Below are 24,985 nucleotides of genomic sequence, written 5' to 3'. Positions count from 1 at the left end.
TACTGAAAACTCTGAAAAAAACGGTTAAAGACCACAAAAAAATAAGGCGTCATATGACTACCAATGAATATTTTCTAGTTAACCATCAACTTGCAATTAATGTCGAGTTACTGCAAAACGGTGAGAATGTTCCTGAGCTCGATCAATTTGTTTTGCAGATTCCAGCCCCCTTTCGTATGGCCAGTGATCTTGCTAATATAGATGTTCAAGCTTTACACTCGCTTAAATTAAATAATGACACGACACAAGCATTATGGTTTTATTTACAAGCTCAAAATCAAAAAATAAATACGTTGCTCACTTATGTGCTTAGCCAACAAGATGAAAAACAATTTCATTATCAGGCAACTGCATTTAGTGCTGGTTGTTGCATTTTTAATTGTGCTGAAAGTCAATTTTCACTTAATCAAAATGTCCGTTTAAAGATTTTCATCCCCGAAGAATCTGCCGCAATTTATTGCTATGCAAGTGTTACTGCTATAAATAACAACCATGTTGAATTAACGTATCAACAGATCCGGGAAGAGGATCGTGAGCTGTTGATACGTACGTCGTTACATATACAATCTAAGCAATTAAAACTTCGTGCCGCACAACGCGCTCAATCACTTTAAAAAGAATATAAAATGAAGCAAGCTCCAATTTTACCGATTCCAGCACTAAAAAGTAAATCTGATCGCCTACTACTTGCTAATTTGCAAGGCGGTAGCCAAGCCTTAACTATTAGTGAATGTGCAAAACAACAAGCTTCTCCGCTGATCTTAATTGTCAACGATACACCGACCGCTTTAAAATTAAATCAGGAACTTGACTTTTTTGTCGAAGATAAAATTGATATTGTCAGCTTTCCGGATTGGGAAACCCTACCTTACGACCACTTTTCACCACATCAAGATATTATTTCTACCCGTATTGAAACCTTATATAAGCTGCCAGATATGCAGCAAGGTATATTAATAGTCCCTATCAGCACTCTGCTACTTCGCCTTGCACCGCGCGCTTACTTAACGCAACATACCTTAATCATCCAAAGTGGACAAAAGATTGAGTTACAGACACTGCGTGCTAATTTAGAAGCGGCTGGCTACTACAGCGTTGAGCAGGTAATGGAACATGGTGAATTTTGTGCCCGAGGCTCTTTACTCGATATATTCCCGATGGCGAGTCTAACACCTTATCGCATCGATTTTTTTGATGATGAAATAGACTCCATTCGTCCTTTTGATAGAGAAAGCCAGCGCTCATTAAAACCGATTAAGGAGATAAAGCTGCTCCCTGCGCATGAATTTGCAACAGACAGTGACGCGATTAAACGCTTTAAGGTGAAGTTCGCCGATAAATTCACCTCCCCCCTATCCTCTAGCAAAGAATCAATTTTTAGTAAGATAGATCAGGCGAATTTGCCCGCAGGTATTGAATATTACCTGCCCCTTTTCTTCGAGCAAACCGCCACTCTCTTTGATTATCTACCCAGTAATTCAAGGCTCGCGATTGTCGGGGATATTAATCAGGCAAGCAGCGATTTCTGGCAACGTTTAGACGCGCGCTATAATGAACGCTGCGTTGATCTCTATCGTCCGTTATTGCCGCCTGCCGAATTATATTTACGTCATGAGCAGTGTTTTGAGCAGATAAGTCAATGGCCGCGTTATTTCTTTGATACTACACCATTAATTGATACCAAAGCGGGGAAAATAAATTTTGATATTTCTCCCGTTGACAATATTCAAGTTGAACATAAAAAAAATAAACCGCTGGCAAAGATTGAAAACTTCATCGCTAATTTCTCTGGGCAAATACTCTTCAGTGTGGAATCTGCAGGTCGAAAAGAATCATTACAAGAACTGCTTGCACCGCTTGAGCTTAAATTAATTGAATTTGACAGCCTCTCCGCTTTTATTGGCAGTGGTAAGCCCTTTGGTATTGTCATTAGCCAAGTCGAGAGTAGCTTTATATTGAATGAAAGCTGCCTTGCTTTTATTACTGAAAATGAACTCTTGGGCTTTAAAGTCACGCAGCGCCGGCGCAGCGAAAGTAACGATGAAAATTACAGCACAGAGCATATTCTGCGAAATTTAGAAGAGCTTAAAATTGGCCAGCCAGTTGTTCATATAGACCATGGTATAGGCCGTTATCTTGGCCTTAAAACTATAGAAACAGCGGGTAACTTAACTGAATTTGTCACCTTAGAATATCTACGGGGTGACAAGCTTTATGTGCCAGTGAGTTCATTACACCTGATTAGTCGCTATAGCGGCCATGATGTTGACAATGCGCCGATTAATAAGCTCGGCAATGATACATGGCAAAAAGCAAAAAAACGAGCAGCGGAACAAGTCCGTGATATTGCGGCTGAATTATTGGATGTTTATGCACAGCGAGCAGCCAAAGTGGGCTATCGCTACCAGTTAAATAAGAGTAATTACGCGCTATTTAGTCATGATTTCCCTTTTCAAGAAACACACGATCAGGCCTTATCTATTAACGCTGTTTTAACTGATATGTGCTCACCACATCCCATGGATAGATTGGTCTGTGGCGATGTCGGTTTTGGTAAAACCGAGGTGGCGATGCGTGCTGCTTTTTTAGCAACCGACAATGCTAGGCAAGTTGCCCTGCTTGTGCCCACTACGCTACTTGCGCAACAGCATTATGAAAACTTTAAAGACCGCTTTGCTGATTGGCCCGTGCGTATCGAAGTATTATCACGGGTTAAAACCGCTAAGGAACAAAAACAGATCTTACTTGAATTAACTCAAGGAAAAATAGATATCGTAATCGGCACTCATAAATTGCTCAGTAGTGATGTGAAATTCAGCGACTTAGGGCTGTTGATTATCGATGAAGAACATCGTTTTGGCGTTCGACAAAAAGATAAAATAAAAGCGTTACGAGCAGAAATTGATATTTTGACTTTAACCGCTACGCCGATCCCGCGAACCTTAAATATGTCCATGAATGGTATCCGAGATCTCTCCATTATCGCCACCCCTCCGGCTAAAAGATTAGCGGTAAAAACGTTTATCGAGCAGAAAAGCGATCAAATTGTAAGTGATGCGATTACGCGTGAAATCATGCGCGGAGGACAGGTTTATTTTTTACATAACAATGTGGAAACGATCGAAAAAGCAGCCCAAGATATCCAATCCCTATTACCACAAGCTAAAGTAGCCGTTGCCCATGGCCAGATGAATGAGCATCAGCTAGAGAGGATCATGGCCGATTTTTATCATCAACGTCAAAACGTATTAGTTTGTACCACTATTATTGAAAACGGCATTGATGTACCGACAGCCAATACTATTATCATCAATCGGGCAGATCACCTTGGTCTTGCACAATTACATCAACTACGTGGCCGTGTAGGACGTTCACACCATCAGGCTTACGCTTATCTTTTAACTCCTGCACCTAAATTACTCAGCAAAGATGCGCAAAAACGGCTGAGCGCAATAGCTTCGTTAAATACCTTAGGGGCAGGTTTCACCTTAGCAACACACGATTTAGAAATCCGTGGGGCGGGTGAGCTTTTGGGAGATGAGCAGTCAGGACAAATCAGCAGTATCGGTTATAACCTCTATATGGAGATGTTAGATCAAGCGGTCAACGCATTAAAAAATGGTCAAGAACCAACATTAGAGCATCTACTCGCCGGCCAGGCGGAAGTTGAAATGCGCATCCCTGCATTAATTCCGGATACTTATATCCATGATGTCAATATGCGTTTATCTTTGTATAAACGTATTGCCAACAGTAAAAATAAACACAGCTTACGCGAGCTGCAAGTTGAATTGATAGATCGTTTTGGTTTATTGCCAGCGGCAACCAAAAACTTAATTGAAATCACTAAAATAAAACAACAGTGCTCAGTATTAGGTATTAAACGTCTTGAGGTCCATGCGCAAGGCGGATCGCTTTTATTTACCGAGAATACCCGAGTTGATCCTCTCTATTTGGTTTCTTTACTGCAAACTCAAGCAAATACCTTTAAACTAGAAGGTCCAACAAAACTTAAATTTACATTCAACCTTGAAGACTCACGATTACGAATAAACTGGATAACACAGCTACTTAGTAGTTTTGAAACCCATTTAATTAAATAAATATACTTAAGGATATCATCTTGGATCACAAACTATTGCTGCCATTAATTCTGCTCTTCAGCACGTTTTCTTCGAGTGCAGAAGAGCGCTGGTTTGAAGTTGAGTTACTACTATTTCAACGAAATGTTGATATCGCAGATGTTAAAGAAGATCTTTCCAGTGAAAATATTGCTATTGATACAGCAAACAGTCTCCCCTTTTTGAAGACAGCTGAAAACCTCAATTGTATTGCTGGAGAGCCCTGTATGCATGAACCCAATCCAGTACTGATTGATAAAGCGTCATTTGATACTGACGGCAATGTATTCCAGCTTTTAGATAACAGCCAGCTACAATTTGCGGCTCAACGTGAAAAACTGGCTAACCACGCCGCTTTTACCCCGCTTCTACACTTAGCTTGGCGCATGCCTGTTGAGAGTAAAAATAATGCAAAACCGATTCATATTTTCGCTGGAAAAAATTTCGCATTGACGATGCTTAACCAAGCTTTAAACAATACACAAAAGGGTCTACTTAGCGATGAGGGAATGAGCGAAAAATTAGAGTCTGTCAGTAATCAAGATCTTGTCAGCGATATTATTAACGCTCAATCATCCCCGTCAGCAGACAAATGGGCTATTGACGGCAATTTAAAAATTTACTTAAATCACTATCTGTTTATTGATAGCCAACTGCTGATTCGTCAACAAGTAACACAAGCAGTTAAATCACGGGAAATCACCCCACAACCTGACATTGAAATCATAAATACTGAAAATGATGTGCAAGTTATCAAGCTAACTGCAGCACAAGAATCGATCGAGGTGGAAAATGAAATAGTACTTAAAGAGGTATTGTTTGATCAAAATCGCCGCTTACGCAGTGAAGAGATACACTATTTTGATCACCCTTTAATGGGTATGATTATACAAATTAGAAAAATCGCACCAGAACAAAGTGTTCAGTAAATCCTAAGACCATAATACAAACTTATGGTCTTTCTCGTTTTACAGGTTTTTATTACGATTGTGCCAATATTGCTTCGCCAATTGAATAGATTCCTGTTGCGTAGCATCGCTATTAAATTGTTTTAATAGCAGTGCAAGTGTGCAAATAACAGCAGCATCTCCATATTCATCCTTTACTTCGCCAGACCAGACACTTAATAAATAATCCGCAGAAACTTCAGTGTGAGCCCCACTTGTCTGTTCTAAGTATGTAGGCCATTCTTCCTCAAAATAACTGCTAACTACTTTTTTTGTTTTCACACCACAAACTGTACTACTAACACGCGGATTGATTTCACTTTCCCCCCCTTCTCCTTTAAAAGCGATCATATTAACTTCACCTGTTAGCAGCGCAGCTTGCGCATGCAATTTTTCATAGCCTTTATGAAAAACACCATGAATAGCAAAAGGTGCGGAGGTTGGGTTTAGACTCCGAGCAACAGTGTTTAAGGGAGTACGTAACCCCACTTTTTCGCGCAGTGCCAGCAAAGGGACTAATTTAGGGCAATAAGCCGATAAAGGGAGATAACAAATATTGGACTGCATAAGAATCTGCCGTGCTTGCTCTGGCGTATCTGCGCGTTGGATATTAAGTGCGGGACAAGCCGCTTCAATTTGAAATTTCAGCGCATCAACAGCACTAAAGCCGTGCAGGACAATACGTTTCCCTTGTTGTGCTAATACCTTTGCGGCTAATAACAACCAGGGTGGCTGGCGTTTTTTACCAGCAAAGCAAGGCCAGTCTAGATCTACATCAAGTGTGTGCCATTCTTTTGCTATCGTATCGCGCAGCGCCTGAATATATCCAGCCGCCTCTTGCGGCGTTTCACAACGCACGCGCTGTAACATTAGCAACACCGCTAGCTGTAGCAAGTCCGCATCACCATTCAGATAAGAGGTAAGTGCATCATAAGCTTCTTGTTGCGTTAAAGAACGACGTCCTTTTTCGCCTCGTCCTGTTAATTTAATATATTCACTAAACATAATCGCCCCTATATATATTGACCAAGTTGCTTTGGTAAATCATCCAAAAGTGCTATGGGATTAAATAATGACAGAGTCTGATGTGAATGCACCCCATAAGTCACCCCCACACAATCAACATTTGCATTATTGGCCATTTCTAAATCGTAACTGGAATCGCCTACCATTAACGCTTGATGCGATTGCATATTTAGATCTTCTAATATTTTATTTATCATAAGAGGATGAGGTTTTGAAATTGTTTCATCAGCGCAATAAGTCGCACTAAAAAGATTCTTTACATTATATTCTTGGAGCATCCGATCTAAACCACCTCGGCCTTTGCCTGTCGCGACCGCAAGCAAATAGCCTTGCTCTCTTAGGGAAAAGAGCCATTCTCGAATGCCAGAATAAAAAGGAGTTTGTTGCTGATTTAAATCTATGTATTGCTGACGGTAAGCGCTAACCATCGCGTCCCTACCCTGCAAGCTTAAAGAGGGGAAAAGACGGATCATAGCAACATCTAAGCTCAACCCAATTATATTGCGAATAGCCTCTGAAGATGGAGCTTCAAGTCCAGTTAAAATGGCAGCTTGTTTTACACAAGTTACAATTTTATCAATGGAATCCATCAGCGTGCCATCCCAATCAAATATAATCAGCGGATATTTCAATTTAGCTTCTCTGAAGTTTTTCTAATAGACTAGACAAACGCTCACATAGCGGTGCACTGACTGTCATCTGTTTTTCTAATACGGGGTGATAAAAAGTTATATGAGCCGCATGTAAAAAAAGTCGATTCAAGCCTAATTTTTTCATCTCGGCACTGAAAGCATCGTCACCATAACGATCATCGCCGGCGATATTATGACCTTTACAAGCAGTATGAACCCGAATTTGGTGTGTACGCCCGGTAACAGGGCTTGCTTCAACCAAAGTAGCACCTTGATAACGTTGCATAATTTTAAAACGGGTCTCAGAGGCTTTGCCTTCACTACTCACTTTAACAATTGAATTTTGTGCATTTTTGAGTAACGGTTCTTTAACACTACGCCAACTTTTATCCCAGCTTCCTTTGACTAATGCTAAATATTGTTTGTTCATGGTTTTACTGCGTAGTTGTTCATGTAATGCGCGTAACATACTGCGTTTTTTAGCTATCAGTAAGCAGCCTGAAGTCGCTCTATCAAGGCGGTGTACCAACTCCAGAAAACGCGCTTCTGGGCGTAACGAGCGTAACGCTTCAATAGCACCAAAATCGAGGCCACTCCCACCATGTACAGCAAGACCAGGCGGCTTATTTAAAATAATCAACGCATCATCTTCATAAACAATCAAAGATTCTAACTGTGCAATCACGTTTAATTTAGGAGATGGTAAAGGATTATCTTTATCTACATGCACAGGCGGTATCCTGACCAGATCGCCTGATTGTAATTTATAATCAGCTTTAATGCGTTTTTTATTCACACGCACTTCTCCCTTTCGTACAATCCGATAGATCATACTTTTAGGGACGCCTTTTAATTGTAAACGAAGAAAATTATCGATTCGTTGTTGTGCATTTTCTTGAGTTACCTCAAGGATGCGTACTAAGTGATTTATTTGTTCCATCCGTTAAGTTTATCACGAGTTAAACAGATAATATCTAAATATTTGTATTGCGACGCAAGCCCTATTAATGAGACAATTCCGATGTTATGACTCGTTAATAAACAATAACCATTAACTTGCAGTCAAAATAACCAAAATAATCAAATAGAATGTTGAGCCTTTTTACTCATTAGCCATTTATTGGTTACTTTTAAAACCAATAATAATGAGATATTTGTTTTTACTTTAAAATGCACCTCTGCGTATTATCCAGTCGAGAGACTGTACAGCCAGACACGAGGTCAAGTGAACAAATGCATTGCCAACACACCAAATAATAACGATAAAATATAAGAGTTTATTAAAATGAAAAGAATGTTAATCAATGCAACTCAAGCAGAAGAGTTGCGTGTAGCCCTTGTTGATGGGCAACAACTGTATGATCTTGATATCGAAAGTCCTGGACATGAACAAAAAAAAGCAAACATTTACAAAGGGAAAATAACCCGAGTAGAAGCCAGTTTAGAGGCTGCATTTGTTGATTACGGTGCAGACCGCCATGGTTTCCTACCATTAAAAGAGATTGCACGTACTTACTTCCCTGCTGGTTACTCTTTCAAAGGCCGTCCTAACATCAAAGACGTGATTAAAGAGGGTCAGGAAGTAATAATCCAAATTGAAAAAGAAGAACGAGGCAATAAAGGTGCGGCCTTAACAACATTTATCAGTCTGGCTGGTAGTTACTTAGTATTAATGCCCAATAACCCGCGTGCAGGTGGTATATCTCGCCGCATCGAAGGGGATGAGCGTACAGAGTTAAAAGATGCACTTAGTCAACTTAAATTACCTAATGGCATGGGATTAATTGTACGCACAGCTGGGGTCGGTAAAACACCAGAAGAGCTGCAGAGCGATCTTTCTGTCCTTGTTAACTATTGGGGAAATATAGAAAACGCAGCGAATTCTAAACCATCACCTTTCCTTATCCACTCAGAAAGTAACGTCATTCTACGATCTATTCGCGACTACTTACGCAATGATATCGGTGAAATTGTTATTGATAATGCGAAAACATTTGAACTTACAAAAGAACATATCAAAGTGGCTCGTCCCGATTTTGTAAGTCGCCTTAAATTATACCAAGGCGAGATTCCTTTATTTACACATTACCAAGTGGAAAGCCAAATTGAATCCGCTTTCCAACGCGAAGTACGTCTACCTTCTGGTGGTTCAATTGTGATTGATCCGACGGAAGCATTAACATCAATCGATATTAACTCAGCACGTGCAACACGCGGCGGAGATATCGAAGAAACAGCATTTAATACCAATTTAGAAGCGGCGGAAGAGATTGCACGTCAATTACGTTTACGTGATTTGGGTGGTTTAGTGGTTATCGATTTTATCGATATGACACCGCCTCGTAATCAACGTGAAGTAGAAAATCGTATGCGCGAGTCGGTTCGCCAAGATAGAGCGCGTATCCAACTAGGACGCATCTCTCGCTTTGGTTTAATGGAAATGTCACGTCAGCGTATTCGCCCTTCTCTTGGTGAATCAGCATCCCGTGTTTGTCCTCGGTGCCACGGACAAGGTACCATTAGAGATAATGAATCACTTGCTTTAGCGATTCTACGTTTAATTGAAGAGGAAGGTTTAAAAGAAAACACATCGCAAATTCAAGCGACCGTGCCTGTTGCTGTTGCAGCCTATCTTTTGAATGAAAAACGCCGTTCTGTTGCTAAAATAGAAGAACGTCATAAGTGTGAAGTTTACATTATTCCAAATGCTAATTTCTTAACACCGCATTTCGAAATTAAACGCACGCGTACAGATGGCAAAGAAGAGTCCAATTACGATGCGCTAGAGAAACAACACGCAGTTTACGTTCCAAATCTTATTAAAGAAGAACATAAAAACGAAACCAGTCCTATCTTAAGTGGTTTTTCTAATCCTAAGAATGAAGAACCCATACAAGCGGATAAGGTAACAAATACAGTAAAAGAAAGCACCAACGCAGAGTTTAAACCTTCATTTATCACTCGACTTGTTAGTAAGTTCACAGGACTCTTTTCTGAAGAGAAAGAGCTCCAAAAAGAAGAAGTGAAAACAATAAGTGAACCGCGTCAGCAGCCAAAGCGCAATGTTAATCCTCGTAATAATGCGAATCGTAACCGTCCGCAAAATCGTAATGTTAAAGATCGCTCAGAGGTAAAAGAAAATACGCCGAAGCAAAGGACCAGAAGAGACAGTGAACCTGTAAAAAAACAGGAGTTGCCTCAAACAGTTCATACGAAACAAGAAAATGAAGAAGCAGTAGCTGTTCGACGTAAACGCAGGAATATGCGTAAAAAAGTGCGCGTGCAAGATAAAGAAGTTGTTATTGAAAATACAATGACCCCGGTTATTGAACCAAACCAAACGGTTAAAAAGAATATTCAAAAACCAAGTAAAAAATCGCCTATTAATGTGATTGAAGATACTGTTGAACAAAAAAACGTGCAAGCAACAGAGCAAAATGACACTGAAACTGGAGAGAAAACCACAGCGACAACATCAAATCGTCGCTCTCGATACTTACGCAATAATAGTCAACGTAAGAAAAGAACCATTAGTACTGATGATAATAGTGATAAATCAATATCAGATGATCAACTTGATCCTGTCAATAGCCGTTACCCTGAAGCAGAAACAGAGAATAAGTTTGAGCCTGTTGCAGATCAAGCTAGCGCTAAAATTCGCGAAGCAGCGACTAAAGATGTTGAAGTTGCAAATGCGGCAGTGACCATTGCGAGTGAAATTAATACCATTGTTAATAACACTGATACAAAACAGGCAGCACAGCAACTTCACACAGGTATTTCTTCTCAAGTGATTGAACAAGCTCCACAAATTTTACCGGATGAAACAGCTAACGCTGTAGAAACAGTTAACACTGAAGAAACAGCTACAACTGTAGAAACAGCTAAAACTGTAGAAACAGCTGCAACTGAAGAAACCGCTGCAACTGAAGAAACCGCTGCAACTGAAGAAACCGCTGCAACTGAAGAAACCGCTAAAATTAAAAAAGTGCAACCGACTGCAGAAACGGCGATTACCATAGAGTCCGCAAAACCTGTAAAAGCGGAGAAAATACTGACAACCGAAAGCAGTACGGCAAACAAGAAAGTCGGTACAGTTAGCATAGTAAAGCAAACTTCAACATCACCAATGACTAAAACGATTAGCTCTCCACTTGATCTAAGTGCAGAAAGTGTCATCATTGGCGCAACAAAGCGAACCCCGTTTGTTAAATCAACACGACAAGCTGGTAGTCGTTTCGCAACAGAGCAAGCAAGTAGCGAAACAGTAAAAACAAAAGTTTAAAATATAACAATAGGTTTCACCTATCAAACTAAACGGATATTTCATTGAAATATCCGTTTTTTTATACTGCTATTTTTTATTTGTCGGTTTACTATACTTCCTAATATCTTCCTGCATTACTAACTCTTTGCATCAAAGTAATTAAATTTATTTAAAGGTAACTTTATGAGCGAAACTACACACCACAAACTAATCATTTTAGGCTCTGGCCCTGCCGGTTATACTGCGGCAGTCTATGCTGCTCGCGCAAATCTAAACCCTGTATTAATAACTGGTATACAGCAAGGTGGACAGTTGACCACAACGACAGATGTTGAAAATTGGCCTGGTGGAAATGCAGACATGACAGGACCCGGTTTAATGGATAGCATGAAAGCACATGCAGAACGCTTTGACACTGAGATTATTATTGATCATATTAACGACGTTCAGTTAACTAAGCGGCCTTTTACACTTAAAGGTGAGCATACATATACTTGTGATGCATTAATCATTGCAACAGGCGCTTCAGCGCGTTATCTAGGGCTAGAATCAGAAGATAAATTTAAAGGCCGTGGTGTCTCAGCCTGCGCAACCTGTGATGGATTTTTCTATCGAGATCAAAAAGTAGCCGTTATTGGCGGAGGTAACACAGCTGTTGAAGAGGCGTTATATTTATCCAATATTGCATCTGAAGTGCACTTGGTACATCGCCGTACAGGCTTTCGCTCAGAGAAAATACTCCTCAACAGGTTGGAAAATAAAATAGCTAACGGCAACATCATCTTACATACAGACCGGACCTTAGATGAAGTATTAGGTGATGAAATGGGTGTTACAGGACTACGTTTAAAAGATACTTTATCCGATAAAACTGAAGAGCTCGCAGTAATGGGGGTATTTATTGCCATTGGACATAAACCCAATACCGACATATTTATAGATCAGCTTGAAATGAAGCACGGCTACCTAAAAGTACAAACAGGTAACGAAGGTAATGCGACGCAAACAAATATTGAGGGTGTTTTCGCGGCGGGTGATGTCAGTGATCATATCTACCGACAAGCAATCACATCATCAGGAACAGGCTGCATGGCAGCTTTGGATGCTGAGCGATTCTTAGATAACCTAGCAAATAAATAGAAGCAGTAAGATAAAAAGGTAACCATAGTTACCTTTTTATCGCCGCTTTAAATAACCTCTACTGGAGACAGTGAAAGCCAAGCTCTCTTTAGAATCATAAAGTTAAAAACTGATATTCTCCTGATGCTCTTGTATAGTTTAAAGTAACTCAGCCTAACAATAGCATGCTGTTGGTGATGAGTTAACGCACAAATAGACGACATTAGCAGCACCATATGGGTTTGCTTATCCCGAGCAGAAGATTAAATAGATTTATCTCGTTCCACTTCCAACTTCGACTGGATCGAAGACAGCTCAATAAGTGAATATTTGTATTCAATAAAATCATGTATATTAGTTGTCGTACTTAATCTAAAATAATAAATAGCCTTATTTAGATGACCAGACAATTTATGCCAATGAGCAAGATAAAAATAAGATTCACATAAACGTTGTGCTAATTCCTTATTGCTCTGAACGCCAGCAGAAATTGTTTCAAAAAAAACTTTTTCAGATTTTCTTCCTGCAATGACGTCAATTAAAGACCAAGCAAAACGATGGTCATTCCCTAATTGCTCGACTGTTTGCAATTTCTTTAATGCGTCGTCCATGTTAATTTGACTATTGATGATATAACGCCACAGAATCCGATAAGGGTCATTTATATCAAGCGCATAAAAAGTTTCAATATCATCGCTTGCTAAGCTATAACGTTGCACCTGATACAACCCTGCCGCACGATGTAAATAACTGTATTGCATTGATTCAGATAATTCTAATGCAGAATCAAAAGCCTCAAAAGCTTCGTCATAGGATTGCGCTAATAAAAGATAAAGTCCTAGCGAATTATAAGCGGGAGCAAAGGAAGGATCTACATTGATTGCCTGAGTAAAATCATAACGGCTATGTGCATTTAGTCCCATACGATCATAAAGCGTGCCTCGCTCATAGAATAACTGTGCTCGCTGTTCTGCATCAAGCTCTTTTTGCTCCGCAAGTAGCTGATTAATACGCAACAGTTTAACTTCATCTTGATAATTAATTTGTACCGCCGTTGCAATTGGGAATATGGCCATAACATTATTAGTTACAGCGACAACCTCGCCATCTTTTGGCGTGCTCTGGCAGGCGGTTAATAACAGAAAAACAGGCAGATAAAGCACGATAGGTAGATAGAATCTCATGAATAAACCCTTGTAGATAAGAGATTTAAGAGTGAACTATAATAATACTAAAGTAAAGGTTCATCTAATTTTACCAACAAAAAAACACTGCAAGCAGTGTTTTTTTGGGTAAGAGATGGCTAAAGTAGAGCGTCTTGATCTGCACCTTCTTTTTCAACAACCACAGGGATCATATGCTCGCGTGATACACCTAATTTAATCGCCAGTGCACTGGCCACATAAATAGACGAGTAAGTCCCAACAACCACACCAATTAATAACGCAGTAGCAAAACCGTGTATTAATGCACCACCAACAATATACAACGATAACAGTACAAAAATAGTCGTACCCGATGTTATCAATGTTCTACTTAAGGTTTGTGTTAATGATTGATCAACTATATCGCTGGGATTTGCAGTCGCTAATAAACGAAAATTTTCACGAATGCGGTCAAACACAACAATAGTATCATTAAGTGAATAACCAATAACCGCTAATAATGCAGCTAAAACTGTTAAATCAAATTCGATTTTAAATAATGAAAAGACACCTAATGTTAATATGATATCGTGTGCTAGCGCTAATACAGATCCCATCGCTAAGCGCCACTCGAACCGTGCGCTTACATAAAGTAGGATACATATTAAGGCAAGAATAATAGCTAAACCGCCATCTTCTGCTAATTCATCACCCACATTAGGACCCACAAACTCGATACGACGCATATCGACAGAGCCGAACGAGCCATTTTGTAATGCGTTTAAAACCTGATTACCAATGACTTCCCCTTTTATTCCTTCGCGAGGAGAAAGACGCACCATGACTTCATGACTAGTGCCAAAGTGTTGAACAACTGCATCAGGAAAATTAGCATCTGCAAGTGTTGACCGTACCTCACTCAAATTGGCAGGCTGTTCAAAACCGACTTCAATTAACGTCCCCCCAGTAAAGTCAAGTCCCCAGTTTAACCAGTTGATACTCAACGTTACTAATGAGGCTACGATTAACAATACCGAAAGCCACATTGCAGGTTTTGAATATTGCATAAAGGGAATTGTTTTTTTCGCTTTAATTAACTCAAACATAATTTATCCTAGCCCTAGATTGATAGTTTTTTAATGTTATTACGGCCACCCCAGATTGCGTTAACAATAGCACGCGTTCCGAAAATTGAAGTAAACATTGATGTTGCAATACCAATCGCAAGTGTCACTGCAAAACCCTTGATGGATCCTGTACCAACAGCGAACAGAATAATTGCCGTGATTAAGGTTGTAATATTTGCATCAGCAATTGTTGAGAATGCATTATCATAGCCCTCATGAATGGATCTTTGGATCGATTTTCCCGCCCTTAGCTCTTCGCGAATACGCTCAAATATTAGGACATTGGCATCAACAGCCATACCAACCGTTAAGACTATACCTGCAATACCCGGTAGAGTTAAAGTAGCCCCTGGGATCATCGACATAACACCAACAATCATCACAATATTAAATAACAGGGCAGCATTAGCGACGACACCAAATTTGCGGTAATAAACAAACATAAATAACACAACAGCGAGCAGGCCGTAAGCCATTGCTTTAATACCATTGTTAATATTCTGCTGACCTAAACTTGGCCCGATAGTACGCTCTTCAACTATTTGGATCGGAGCAATCAACGCACCAGCGCGTAATAAGAGTGCTAAATTATGTGCTTCATTGGCATTATCTAGACCTGTAATACGAAAACTACGGCCAAGTTGCGCTTGAATGGTTGCCACATTAGCAATCTCTTCGCGTTTTTCAATTTCAGATTTACCGTTGGCTTTTTTCTTGCCCGTAGGTAAATATTCAATGAATAGCGTCGCCATCGGCTTACCAATATTATGTTTGGTAAAACGAGACATCATCGTGCCACCTTGGGAGTCAAGCGAAATACTGACCTGTGGACGCCCATACTCATCAGCACTCGATTGTGCATCAACAATATGATTTCCCGTTAAAATTATCTTTTTCTTAACAACAACAGGACGGCCATTACGATCTTTATAAATAATTGAAGATGAAGGGAGTCGACCTGCTAATGCATCGTTGATATCAGTCACATCATCACCAGGGTGAAATTCGAGCGTTGCCGTCGCACCTAATATCTCTTTTGCTCTTGCTGTATCTTGAATACCAGGCAATTCAACCACGATACGATCTGTACCTTGACGTTGCACTAATGGCTCCGCAACCCCTAATTCATTAACTCGATTACGCAAAATAGTTAAGTTTTGTTGTAAAGCATAGTCTTTAGTTGCTTTTAATTTTTGCTCGGTCATTGCGATCAACAATACAAATTCACTATTTTCTTGTGTATCTGTAAACTGATAACCAGGATTAATGGGCTTAAGATAATCAACCGCTTTGCTTAATGTCGCTTCATCTGCAAAGCGTACAATAACACCTGTTTCGCTCTTCGCTTTACGGATTCCACGGAAGCGAATTTTTTGTTCTCGCAGCTCGGCGCGGAGATCTTGCACCAGCTGCTCTTGCGCTTTGCTGACCGCCTCTTCCATATCAACTTCCATCAGGAAGTGAACGCCGCCGCGCAGATCAAGACCTAACTTTAAAGGTGCGCCACCAATAGCTTCTAACCAAGCCGGCGTCGAAGGCGCCAAATTTAATGCGGTTATAAAGCCATCACCTAACTTATCGCTAAGTGTTTCACGCGCAACAAGTTGATCTTCACTCGACTTTAAACGAATTAAGATCTGCCCATTTTCAAAGCTTGCGCTTTTAGGACTGATATTGGCTTGCTTTAGGAACGCTTGTACTTTATCTAAAGTAGCAAGTTCTATTTTTGCTCCACGAGTTGCGGAAACTTGAAGGGCTGGATCTTCACCGTAAAGATTCGGCGCTGCGTAAAGTAGACTTAGCAGTACAATAAAACTAAGCAGCAGATACTTCCACATAGGGTATTTATTTAACACGATACTGTCCTTTAATTAGACGCTAAAGGAAAATGAAAGACGAAGCGATCAGATCGCTTCGCCATTTTCTTAGAGTGACTTAAATTTCATTAAATTGATTTAAGTGTGCCTTTAGGTAAGACTGCACTGATAAAATTCTTTTTAATAACAATGGTATTATTTTCATTTAGCTCAACTTGAACATAATCGTTTTCAGCACTGATTTTAACCACACGGCCAACCAAACCACCTTGTGTTAAAATTTCATCTCCCTTGCTGATATTTTCCATCAGATTTTTATGCTCTTTAGTGCGTTTAGCTTGTGGGCGATAAATCATAAAATAGAAAATCCCAGCAAAAATAATCAGCATAAAAACCATTGAAAAACCACCTTGTCCTGGTGCGCCCTCAGCTGCGGCATTTGCTTGTGAAATGAATAAACTCATTTTATATCCCTTCTTAATTTTAAGTTAATGTGATTGTTATAAATCATTTTTTTAAATGAATATCATTGTAAATCGGTTAATCGTTAAGCGCTGGTTTATCTTTACCGATGCGCTTATAAAACGAGTCTACGAATTCCTCTAATGTACCTTGTGCAATGGCATCACGCAAACCTTTCATTAACCGTTGATAGTAACGTAAGTTATGGATCGTGTTTAAGCGTGCACCCAGAATTTCTCCACATTTGTCAAGATGATATAGATATGCGCGGGTATAATTTTTACAGGTGTAACAGTCACATTCTGAGTCTAAAGATGTTGTATCCTCGCGATGTTTAGCGTTACGTATTTTTATGACACCATCCGTGGTGAAAAGATGACCATTACGTGCGTTACGCGTGGGCATCACGCAGTCGAACATATCAATGCCTCGTCGAACGCCTTCAACGAGATCTTCTGGCTTACCAACGCCCATTAAATAACGTGGTTTATCCGCTGGTATTTTCGGCGTAATATACTCTAAAATTTTATGCATCTCATCTTTGGGTTCTCCCACAGCAAGTCCACCAATAGCATAACCATCAAAGCCAATTGCTGTCAAACCATCAAGAGAGACATCGCGCAGATGTTCAAAACAACCACCTTGAATAATACCAAACAGCGCATTTTGATTATCCAGTTCATCGAAACGCTTACGGCTACGCTCTGCCCAACGAAGTGATAATTTCATAGAAAGATCAGCTTCTTCTTCCGTTGCTGGATAAGGCGTGCACTCATCGAAAATCATCACGATATCAGATCCCAAATCATATTGAATCTCCATCGATACTTCCGGTGACAAAAAGACCTTGTCACCGTTAACAGGACTACGGAAATAGACCCCTTCTTCTTTGATTTTGCGCATTTTCCCTAAACTAAAAACTTGAAAGCCGCCTGAATCAGTGAGGATAGGTCCTTTCCAATTCATAAAGTCGTGCAAATCTCCATGCTGCTTAATTACCTTTTGTCCAGGTCGTAACCAAAGATGGAAGGTATTCCCAAGTAAAATTTCAGCGCCAGTGGCATCCACCTCTTCAGGTGTCATTCCTTTTACAGTGCCGTAGGTACCGACAGGCATAAAGGCTGGGGTTTCAACCGTGCCACGTGCAAACGTTAAACGGCCGCGACGAGCACGTCCATCTGTAGCTAGTAGTTCATATTTCATGCATTTCCTTATCAGATAAACAGTCTGATTGTGATTGTTAAATTATGTTGTGCTTATTTTTTAGTTAGAAACATCGCATCGCCGTAACTAAAAAAACGATACTTGTCATTTATCGCGGCTTGATAGGCGTTATCGATGTTTTCTTTACCTGAAAATGCACTCACGAGCATTAACAAGGTTGATTCTGAGAGATGAAAGTTAGTAACCATTGCGTCAACTAATTGAAATTCATAACCAGGATAAATAAAAATAGTCGTTTCTCCCAAATATGGAAGTAGCGGTTTTCCTTGCCCAAGTGATGCTTGCGCCGCACTTTCAATCGAGCGGACAGACGTTGTGCCCACGGCAATAACACGTCCCCCTCTGTTTTTGGTTGCAATGATTTTATCGACCACTTGTTGCGAAACTTCGGCTGATTCACTGTGCATTTGATGATCGAGTATATTATCAACTTTAACCGGTTGAAATGTGCCGGCACCGACATGCAAAGTAACAAAGGCAAAATCAACACCTTTTGCCTGAAGTTGATCTAATATAAGTTGATCAAAATGCAGTCCGGCAGTGGGCGCGGCAACGGCACCTGGATTTTTATTATAAACCGTTTGATAACGCTCTTTATCGGCATCTTCGTCAGGCCTGTCTATATAAGGAGGCAATGGCATATGGCCAATATTTTCTAATATTTCCAAGACACTTTTCTCATTTTCAATCAGAATTTCAAATAAGGGCCCATGACGTTTAACCATTAGCGCATCAACACACTGCTCTAAGCATAATTTGCAACCTGGTTTTGGGGATTTAGAACTTCTAACATGTGCCAGAAAGCGCTTTTCATCTAATACTCGTTCCACTAATACTTCAATTTTTCCGCCCGTTTCTTTTTCACCAAATAACCGCGCAGGAATAACACGTGTATCATTAAAAATCAGCAGATCATCTTTATTAATAAGCGCTACTATATCGGTAAAATGCAGATGATTTAATTTGCCAGTTTGACCGTCCAGTGAAAGCAAGCGACTTGATGATCGGTCAGGCATTGGGTAGCGCGCAATCAACTCTTCCGGTAATTGGAACGAGAAGTCAGAAACTTTCATATTAAGGCATCTCCGAAAAATAAATCGCATAGTGTATACCGAAATAAACTGGAAATACACAATTCAGCAAATCAGCAAATATTTAGTGGTTCAGTTGCTTGTAAATCGTACACATTCACTGTTTGTTTTTAATTTATTGTCCAAAAAAAAACACTTTTATCGGTTCGAATAGGATCGTTATTTTAAGTTGAACATACTTTAATATTGAACGTCAGGAAGGAGGGATGGGCGACTGCCACTACTATTATTTGTGCTTTTCATCAGTAATGAACAGCGAGCCCTTTATTCACAGTATAAGATAAAACGCGGTCCACGGATTAAACGCTTTGTTCTACCTCTTTAATAACTTGTGAGTCATCGAATGAATCAGACTTATGCCTTTGGCTTATTATAATGCCGGTAAACACAACACCAATACTCAACCATTGCTGCCCATTGAGTTTTTCTCCTAAAATTATAGCGGATAATATTAACGAAAAAATGGGGATTAGATTTGAGTACGCCGCAGCTGTTAATATCGATACTTTGCTCAAGGCGTAATTATATAAACCATACCCCCCTAACGTCACAAACGTGCCCAAATAAAGAATACTCAAAAGTGCGTTACTGTTATGTACTTCCGGTAGGGTGACAAAAAATAAAAAGGGTGCGAAAAATAGTGTACCACTTATTCCTTGCAGGGCAATAAGCGATAAGGGACTGTAACGGGTTGATAAATATTTTAAACTGACAGAGTAATAAGCGGCGCAGATCATCGCTAAAAACTCCAATAAATTTCCTAACAACGGATTTGGCGCTGCTGCTGAGGAGGGTGACACTAAGGTTAAGAAAATACTGCCCGCAATACACAGGGTAAAACCGATAACAATCGCCTTAGAGAGTTTCTCTTTGAGCATATAAAACGCTAAAACAGCCACTATAAGCGGTAAACAGGAAACTAATACCCCCGCCTGAGAGGCCGACGTATTTTTTAATGCATAACTTTCGAATAAAAAATAAAGACAAGGCTCTGCCAATGACATACTCAGTAGATATTTCCAGTCCCCGCGTTGATATTCAGCAATTCTTGGTGAAAATAGTTTTCAAGCTATACAAGGGCTACAAGAGATATCAAAAAACAGTTTTCGCACTAAATTTACCGATTTAGTGCCTTATTTAAATTATTTTCAATAAAAACAAAATAAAATTGAACTTTTTGCTAATTCAACGATCTGATCAAAATAATAACAAACTAATTATTTTGGTGGAAAAATGGCTTCACAACTAAAAGCGAAAAAACATCTAAATTTTAATGCGCTCAGAAAGTCATTATCTAAGTGTTTTTCTGCTGTCACAGATAAGCGCCAACAAAACAAATGTGTTTTTAGTCAACATGATGTACTGATGAGTGCATTTGCTTGTATGTATTTTCAAGATCCTTCATTACTTCATTTTCAAAAGCGACTTGAGCAAAAACATCAAAGCAATAACCTGAAAACTATTTTTGATGTCAGCAATATTCCCAGTGACAGCCAATTACGCGATGTCCTTGATAACGTACCTAGCGAGGAATTAACAAGTGTTTTTAAGGATTATTTTGAGCGACTAAGGCGACACAAACACCTAGACGCATACGCGATTTTACCTAACGTGCTGATGTGTACAATTGATGGGACACAATATCACAGCTCTAAAACCGTCCATTGTGATTGTTGTTTAACCAAAAAACATAAAAAAGGAGAGACGACCTATAGTCACGGTGTTCTGCAAGGTGCGATCATGCACCCAGATCAGAAGCAGGTGTTACCTGTTATGCCTGAAGCTATCAAAAATACGGATGGTACTAAAAAACAAGATTGTGAAAGTAATGCGGCAAAACGCTTTATCCGTAACTTACACGAAGCGCATCCCCGACAGAAGTTTATGATCTGTGGTGATGGTTTGATGTCACATCAGCCAATGATAGAAACCACAATCGATGAAGACATGCATTATTTATTTGTCGCCAAGCCAGGTGATCACACCTATCTGACTGAATGGCTAAATGCCTATCAGTCGTTGCCCACAACCGAGTCTATCGATGATAAAGGGCGTACGCATATTTATACTTGGCAGAATAATGTTCCCCTACACGGTGGTGAAAAAGCGATTCAAGTTAATTGGTTCCAATACCAGTTAAAAAATGAACACGGTAAAATAACTTATACCAACAGTTGGGTCACCGATATAGAAATAACGGTAAACAATGTAGAGCAGATGACTAAAGCAGGCCGTTGTCGCTGGAAAATTGAGAATGAATGCTTCAACACACTTAAAAATCAAGGTTACCATTTAGAGCATAACTATGGTCACGGTAATAAAAACCTTAGTTACAATATGTATTTACTGACGTTGTTAGCGTTTTATTTTCATCAGATTTTTGAATTAACTGATGGGGTATACCAAGCTTGCCGAACTTCATTCGGCTCAAAAGCGCATTTATGGGAAAACCTTAGGTCAACCATTAGAATATTGCTAGTGGATGACTGGGCACACTTAATGGATTTGTTATTAAATCCAGATCACTATGAGGTAACCGCAACAAAAACAACTTAAAAACACAGGGAGTTAGGGTAATGCACTTAACTTGTGTCGCTTGATCTGTGCCTGTTCTAAAATAAAAAATGTAGGTAAAGCACATCTAGTTGCCAAGAAAAGTAAAAAATGGCTAAAAAAGTCATTTTGTATTGCTAAATATTGAATCACCAAGAATTGCTGGTTGATATTGAAAACGCTTTACCCAGCGCCATAAAAATACACAAGTGATTAGTGTAATGGCCATTCGCAAAAAAATGACCAGTGCGGGATCATAAAAATCTATGGCGTATTTTAATGCAATAAATGAACTGCCCCACAAAAAAGTGGCGAAAATTAAGCAGAAACTGACCGGCATGGGAGGATCCAAATAAACAATGAGGAGCTAAACAATACCCGCTTTAGAAGCGATTAAAAGCGATTTTTGTCGTCATGATGAAAATTAATCTATTATTGCTTAATTTGATTATTTAAGCAGCGTATTACGATATCCAATCGCACATCACCATGCTTCCATCAGGGGGCTAAGCGTACCTATCTCTACGCCTTTAATTAATTTTTTCATTTTGCATCAATAATTTTTCACACAATAGATCAATCTTTTGGTGCAGCCTGATAATCTCAAGATCCGTCTTTAAACTAACTTTGTAATTTTCATTAATATCAAGACGATCTTTAATTGTCTGGCGGTTCTGCGACATCATTATTATCGGTGCTTGCAATGCTGCTAGCGATGATAAAACTAAATTAAGAAGAATATATGGATAGGGATCAAAAGGCTCGCTCTGTATTATCAAAAAAGCTGAGTTCACTAACATCCATGACACCAATACGATGAAAAAAATAATGATAAATGTCCATGAACCTCCAAAGGTTGAGATTTTATCCGCTAAGCGTTGCCCAAAAGTTAATTGCTCAAAAAAAACCTCATTGATATTTTCAGTAATTGATTCCCTCTCAACAATACTGTTAATAACATGTTGCTCTGATTGGCCAAGATCCTGATAGGCCGTGCCCAAAAGTGTTTTGGAAAGATTATCGATATGCTTTTTTGTCATCGGGTGTTGCCTTTTTAGCACGCAGTGCCACTTTGTAAGGTGGCTTCCTTAACTAACTCTGCGGCTTCTTTAGTGAGCAAATATTCAATCAGTGCGATTGAAAATTCAGCGGCACTGCCTGGGCCTCGGCTGGTGATAATATTACCATCTTGTACTACCCGCTCAGTCCTAAAATCAGCATTATTAATGAGATGCTCAAAACCCGGATAACAGGTAAATTTACGGCCAACTAATACGCCTGCACTTTGTAATACCAGCGCGGGAGCCGCACAGATAGCCGCAACTAATTTGCTGTCACTATTCATTTTACGAACCAACTCAATAACAGCTGTTGATTGAGCTAGATTCGCTGCTCCAGGCATGCCCCCTGGTAAAATGATTCCGTCTATATCAGCAGGCAACGAAGTAAGCGTGATATCCGCTTTAATAACGATATTATGGGCACCCGTTACATTTAATTCACCGATACTTGTTAAAATCACTTCTATTCCCGCTCTGCGAAGGAAATCAACAGGCGTGACCACTTCAACTTCTTCAAATCCATCCGGCAATAATAGCGCTATTTTCTTCATTTAAATCTCCTTAAAAAAAGTAAAAAACACACTGAGGAGTAGCTTATCTACTGATCAACGAACCATATTCATTACCCGTCAGTAAAACAGGTACACACCTTGACTCTGTCTTTGATGATAAACCACAGCAGCATCTAGGGACAGCCCCACAATCTCTAAGCACAACATTTGTACTGCTAGCAAGTAAGGAGGACAAATTTACGATGTAATGAAGAAAGGTAAGACAGCTGATTCACAAGCAACCTTAAAACAATTAAGGCTGTTTGTGGCTTGCTCGCATTTATTGATGCATTTTCAAATTAATCATACGAATAGTTGCGCTAATGCCCGCTAATACTTGGTTACTATTGATGCCTCGCGTGGTCAGCCTTGCTCCATTATCTAACCAAGTGACCAAACATTCAGTCAGTGCACTCGTCTGCCCACCAGGGGGGATACGTAATTGATAATCAAGTAACTCAGGGAAGATAAAATGCTCTTCAGCGAGTACTTTTTTCATTGCACCAATAAAAGCATCAAAGCCGCCGTTACCACTACCACTTCTTTTATAAATTTTATCATTAACACGCACGCGAATACTTACCGTCGATTCAAGATCTAAACCGGAGTTAATTGAGCAGTTTAAAAGCTCGACATAATTGTAGTCGTTACGCTCAAGCAGGTCAGCAATAATAAAAGGCAAATCATCAGCACTAATACTCGCTTTTTGGTCGCCTAATCGAACAATACGTTTCAATAATTTTTTCTGTTGATCGACATCCAAATCAATATCCATCGCCTCTAGATTTTTCGCCAAAGAGGCTTTACCGCTCATTTTCCCGAGAGCATAACGGCGCGAACGGGCGAAACGTTCAGGTGTTAGCGCAGAGATATACAACCCCCCTTTTTTATCACCATCAGCGTGGATACCACTGGTCTGCGTAAACACATCAGCGCCAACAATGGGGGCATTATCAGCAACGCGTTTACCTGAAAAATTTTCGACCATCTTACTTATGCTGTGAATTTCGCTTTCGTCAATATTAACTTTTTTGCCCAATTTATCTTGTAAAACAATTGCCACTTCCGTTAATGAAGCATTCCCCGCACGTTCGCCTAAACAGTTCATTGTACAATGAATGGAAGAAACACCGGCCTTGACCGCAAACAGTGCATTAGCAGTCGCCAGCCCATAATCATTATGAGGATGGAAATCAAACTGTAAATGCGGGAAACGGCCAACCATATCACTTAGGCTAACAAAGACTTCATCTGGAGACATCACGCCTAATGTGTCAGGCAACATAAAATGTTTGATTCCCGTATCTTGCAGCTGAGTGACCATCTCATACACATATTCAGGACTGTCTTTGTAGCCATTTGACCAATCTTCGAGGTAGATATTGACATTTAAACCTTGCAGCAGTGCATATTCTACTGTCTGTTTGATATCACTAAGATGCTCACTCAGCGTTTTACGTAACTGATCGGTGCAATGTTTTAAGCTACCTTTAGCGAGAAGATTGAGTACTTTCCCACCCGTCTGCGTTATCCAATCGACACTTAATGTATGGTCAACAAATCCTAGCACTTCAATTCTTTCAACTAAACCTTCAGCAGCAGCCCAGCGATTAAGTTTTGTTACCGCCTCTTTTTCACCATCAGAGACGCGTGCGGATGCCACTTCAATACGGTCAATTTTAAGTTTTTGTAAGAGTGCTTTCGCAATGCTGACTTTTTCAGCAGGAGAAAATGAAACCGCCTGGGTTTGCTCGCCATCGCGTAAGGTCGTATCCATTAACTGCACAGTGACATTTTTTTGCGTCATTGCCTTACTCCATCTATAAACAGGTTTAAAAATTG

General features: G+C 39.8%; 18 protein-coding genes and 2 pseudogenes. 6 read left to right on the top strand and 14 right to left on the bottom strand.

The window, feature by feature from the left end; translation table 11 throughout:
- Positions 1-53: 53 nt before the first annotated feature.
- The 3 genes from KSO91_RS04345 to KSO91_RS04335 are packed head-to-tail and all read left to right on the top strand — an operon-like array spanning position 54 to position 5,050.
- Entirely contained in the window at positions 54-614 is a 561-nt protein-coding gene (locus KSO91_RS04345) for a PilZ domain-containing protein (RefSeq protein ID WP_238741682.1), read from the top strand.
- A 12-nt stretch (positions 615-626) separates the two neighbouring features.
- On the top strand, positions 627-4,103 hold the full coding sequence (gene mfd / locus KSO91_RS04340; RefSeq protein WP_238741680.1) for a transcription-repair coupling factor: 3,477 nt from the start codon (positions 627-629) through the stop codon (positions 4,101-4,103).
- Between the two features lie 20 nt (positions 4,104-4,123).
- Positions 4,124-5,050, top strand: coding sequence for a peptidoglycan binding protein CsiV (locus KSO91_RS04335; RefSeq protein WP_238741678.1), 927 nt, complete (start codon positions 4,124-4,126; stop codon positions 5,048-5,050).
- Between the two features lie 39 nt (positions 5,051-5,089).
- Here KSO91_RS04335 and KSO91_RS04330 read toward each other — a convergent pair whose 3' ends face one another.
- The 3 genes from KSO91_RS04330 to rluC are packed head-to-tail and all read right to left on the bottom strand — an operon-like array spanning position 5,090 to position 7,666.
- The gene (locus KSO91_RS04330; protein ID WP_238741676.1) at positions 5,090-6,073 is read right to left on the bottom strand and encodes a glycosyl transferase family protein; all 984 of its coding nucleotides are present in this window, start codon (positions 6,071-6,073) and stop codon (positions 5,090-5,092) included.
- A gap of 8 nt (positions 6,074-6,081) precedes the next feature.
- A complete protein-coding gene (locus KSO91_RS04325) occupies positions 6,082-6,726 on the bottom strand; it encodes an HAD family hydrolase (protein WP_238741674.1) in 645 nt (214 codons plus the stop codon).
- Position 6,727: 1 nt separating this feature from the next.
- Positions 6,728-7,666 (bottom strand): 23S rRNA pseudouridine(955/2504/2580) synthase RluC, encoded by a 939-nt coding sequence (gene rluC, locus KSO91_RS04320; RefSeq protein ID WP_238741672.1) that lies wholly within the window; start codon positions 7,664-7,666, stop codon positions 6,728-6,730.
- 345 nt (positions 7,667-8,011) lie between these two features.
- Between rluC and rne the strand changes: the two genes are divergently transcribed.
- The gene (rne, locus tag KSO91_RS04315; protein ID WP_238741670.1) at positions 8,012-11,011 is read left to right on the top strand and encodes a ribonuclease E; all 3,000 of its coding nucleotides are present in this window, start codon (positions 8,012-8,014) and stop codon (positions 11,009-11,011) included.
- 165 nt (positions 11,012-11,176) lie between these two features.
- Entirely contained in the window at positions 11,177-12,133 is a 957-nt protein-coding gene (trxB, locus tag KSO91_RS04310) for a thioredoxin-disulfide reductase (protein WP_238741668.1), read from the top strand.
- 242 nt (positions 12,134-12,375) lie between these two features.
- Here the strand turns inward: trxB and nlpI are convergent, their stop codons facing one another.
- From nlpI to KSO91_RS04275, 7 genes and pseudogenes are all read right to left on the bottom strand, one after another.
- Positions 12,376-13,296, bottom strand: a complete 921-nt coding sequence (gene nlpI, locus KSO91_RS04305; RefSeq protein WP_238741665.1) for a lipoprotein NlpI — start codon at positions 13,294-13,296, stop codon at positions 12,376-12,378.
- A 119-nt stretch (positions 13,297-13,415) separates the two neighbouring features.
- Positions 13,416-14,363 carry a protein translocase subunit SecF gene (secF, locus tag KSO91_RS04300; protein ID WP_238741663.1) on the bottom strand — a complete coding sequence of 316 codons (948 nt, stop codon included), beginning with the start codon at positions 14,361-14,363 and terminating at the stop codon, positions 13,416-13,418.
- Positions 14,364-14,377: 14 nt separating this feature from the next.
- Positions 14,378-16,240 carry a protein translocase subunit SecD gene (secD, locus tag KSO91_RS04295; protein WP_238741661.1) on the bottom strand — a complete coding sequence of 621 codons (1,863 nt, stop codon included), beginning with the start codon at positions 16,238-16,240 and terminating at the stop codon, positions 14,378-14,380.
- Between the two features lie 89 nt (positions 16,241-16,329).
- Complete coding sequence (gene yajC, locus KSO91_RS04290; RefSeq protein WP_238741659.1) at positions 16,330-16,665, bottom strand: preprotein translocase subunit YajC; 336 nt, start codon at positions 16,663-16,665, stop codon at positions 16,330-16,332.
- Positions 16,666-16,741: 76 nt separating this feature from the next.
- Entirely contained in the window at positions 16,742-17,866 is a 1,125-nt protein-coding gene (gene tgt / locus KSO91_RS04285) for a tRNA guanosine(34) transglycosylase Tgt (protein ID WP_238741657.1), read from the bottom strand.
- 53 nt (positions 17,867-17,919) lie between these two features.
- Complete coding sequence (gene queA / locus KSO91_RS04280; protein WP_238741655.1) at positions 17,920-18,960, bottom strand: tRNA preQ1(34) S-adenosylmethionine ribosyltransferase-isomerase QueA; 1,041 nt, start codon at positions 18,958-18,960, stop codon at positions 17,920-17,922.
- Positions 18,961-19,277: 317 nt separating this feature from the next.
- Positions 19,278-20,018: pseudogene (locus KSO91_RS04275) on the bottom strand (DMT family transporter); the annotation flags it as partial.
- A gap of 193 nt (positions 20,019-20,211) precedes the next feature.
- Between KSO91_RS04275 and KSO91_RS04270 the strand changes: the two are divergent.
- Positions 20,212-21,534, top strand: coding sequence for a transposase family protein (locus tag KSO91_RS04270; protein ID WP_238741653.1), 1,323 nt, complete (start codon positions 20,212-20,214; stop codon positions 21,532-21,534).
- Between the two features lie 166 nt (positions 21,535-21,700).
- Here KSO91_RS04270 and KSO91_RS04265 read toward each other — a convergent pair.
- The 4 genes and pseudogenes from KSO91_RS04265 to KSO91_RS04250 form a co-directional block, all read right to left on the bottom strand.
- Positions 21,701-21,871, bottom strand: a pseudogene (locus KSO91_RS04265) (DMT family transporter); the annotation flags it as partial.
- Positions 21,872-22,061: 190 nt separating this feature from the next.
- Positions 22,062-22,571: a DUF1003 domain-containing protein gene (locus KSO91_RS04260; RefSeq protein WP_238741651.1), complete on the bottom strand. Its 510-nt coding sequence runs from the start codon at positions 22,569-22,571 to the stop codon at positions 22,062-22,064.
- A gap of 14 nt (positions 22,572-22,585) precedes the next feature.
- Complete coding sequence (locus KSO91_RS04255) at positions 22,586-23,143, bottom strand: DJ-1 family glyoxalase III (RefSeq protein ID WP_238741649.1); 558 nt, start codon at positions 23,141-23,143, stop codon at positions 22,586-22,588.
- Positions 23,144-23,423: 280 nt separating this feature from the next.
- On the bottom strand, positions 23,424-24,950 hold the full coding sequence (locus KSO91_RS04250) for an alpha-isopropylmalate synthase regulatory domain-containing protein (RefSeq protein ID WP_238741647.1): 1,527 nt from the start codon (positions 24,948-24,950) through the stop codon (positions 23,424-23,426).
- Positions 24,951-24,985: the final 35 nt, after the last annotated feature.

This window comes from Psychromonas antarctica, from assembly GCF_022267535.1.
Taxonomy (GTDB): Bacteria; Pseudomonadota; Gammaproteobacteria; order Enterobacterales; family Psychromonadaceae; genus Psychromonas; species Psychromonas antarctica.
Note: the sequence above shows the minus strand (reverse complement) of the source record. Positions and strands in the feature narration are given on the sequence as shown.

What these genes read in the sequence shown, in the direction of transcription:
- KSO91_RS04345 (WP_238741682.1), top strand. Translation starts at nt 54, where the DNA reads ATGACTACCAATGAATATTTTCTAGTTAACCATCAACTTGCAATTAAT.
- mfd (WP_238741680.1), top strand. Translation starts at nt 627, where the DNA reads ATGAAGCAAGCTCCAATTTTACCGATTCCAGCACTAAAAAGTAAATCT.
- KSO91_RS04330 (WP_238741676.1), bottom strand. Translation starts at nt 6,073, where the DNA reads ATGTTTAGTGAATATATTAAATTAACAGGACGAGGCGAAAAAGGACGT.
- rluC (WP_238741672.1), bottom strand. Translation starts at nt 7,666, where the DNA reads ATGGAACAAATAAATCACTTAGTACGCATCCTTGAGGTAACTCAAGAA.
- rne (WP_238741670.1), top strand. Translation starts at nt 8,012, where the DNA reads ATGAAAAGAATGTTAATCAATGCAACTCAAGCAGAAGAGTTGCGTGTA.
- trxB (WP_238741668.1), top strand. Translation starts at nt 11,177, where the DNA reads ATGAGCGAAACTACACACCACAAACTAATCATTTTAGGCTCTGGCCCT.
- nlpI (WP_238741665.1), bottom strand. Translation starts at nt 13,296, where the DNA reads ATGAGATTCTATCTACCTATCGTGCTTTATCTGCCTGTTTTTCTGTTA.
- secF (WP_238741663.1), bottom strand. Translation starts at nt 14,363, where the DNA reads ATGTTTGAGTTAATTAAAGCGAAAAAAACAATTCCCTTTATGCAATAT.
- yajC (WP_238741659.1), bottom strand. Translation starts at nt 16,665, where the DNA reads ATGAGTTTATTCATTTCACAAGCAAATGCCGCAGCTGAGGGCGCACCA.
- tgt (WP_238741657.1), bottom strand. Translation starts at nt 17,866, where the DNA reads ATGAAATATGAACTACTAGCTACAGATGGACGTGCTCGTCGCGGCCGT.
- queA (WP_238741655.1), bottom strand. Translation starts at nt 18,960, where the DNA reads ATGAAAGTTTCTGACTTCTCGTTCCAATTACCGGAAGAGTTGATTGCG.
- KSO91_RS04270 (WP_238741653.1), top strand. Translation starts at nt 20,212, where the DNA reads ATGGCTTCACAACTAAAAGCGAAAAAACATCTAAATTTTAATGCGCTC.
- KSO91_RS04260 (WP_238741651.1), bottom strand. Translation starts at nt 22,571, where the DNA reads ATGACAAAAAAGCATATCGATAATCTTTCCAAAACACTTTTGGGCACG.
- KSO91_RS04255 (WP_238741649.1), bottom strand. Translation starts at nt 23,143, where the DNA reads ATGAAGAAAATAGCGCTATTATTGCCGGATGGATTTGAAGAAGTTGAA.
- KSO91_RS04250 (WP_238741647.1), bottom strand. Translation starts at nt 24,950, where the DNA reads ATGACGCAAAAAAATGTCACTGTGCAGTTAATGGATACGACCTTACGC.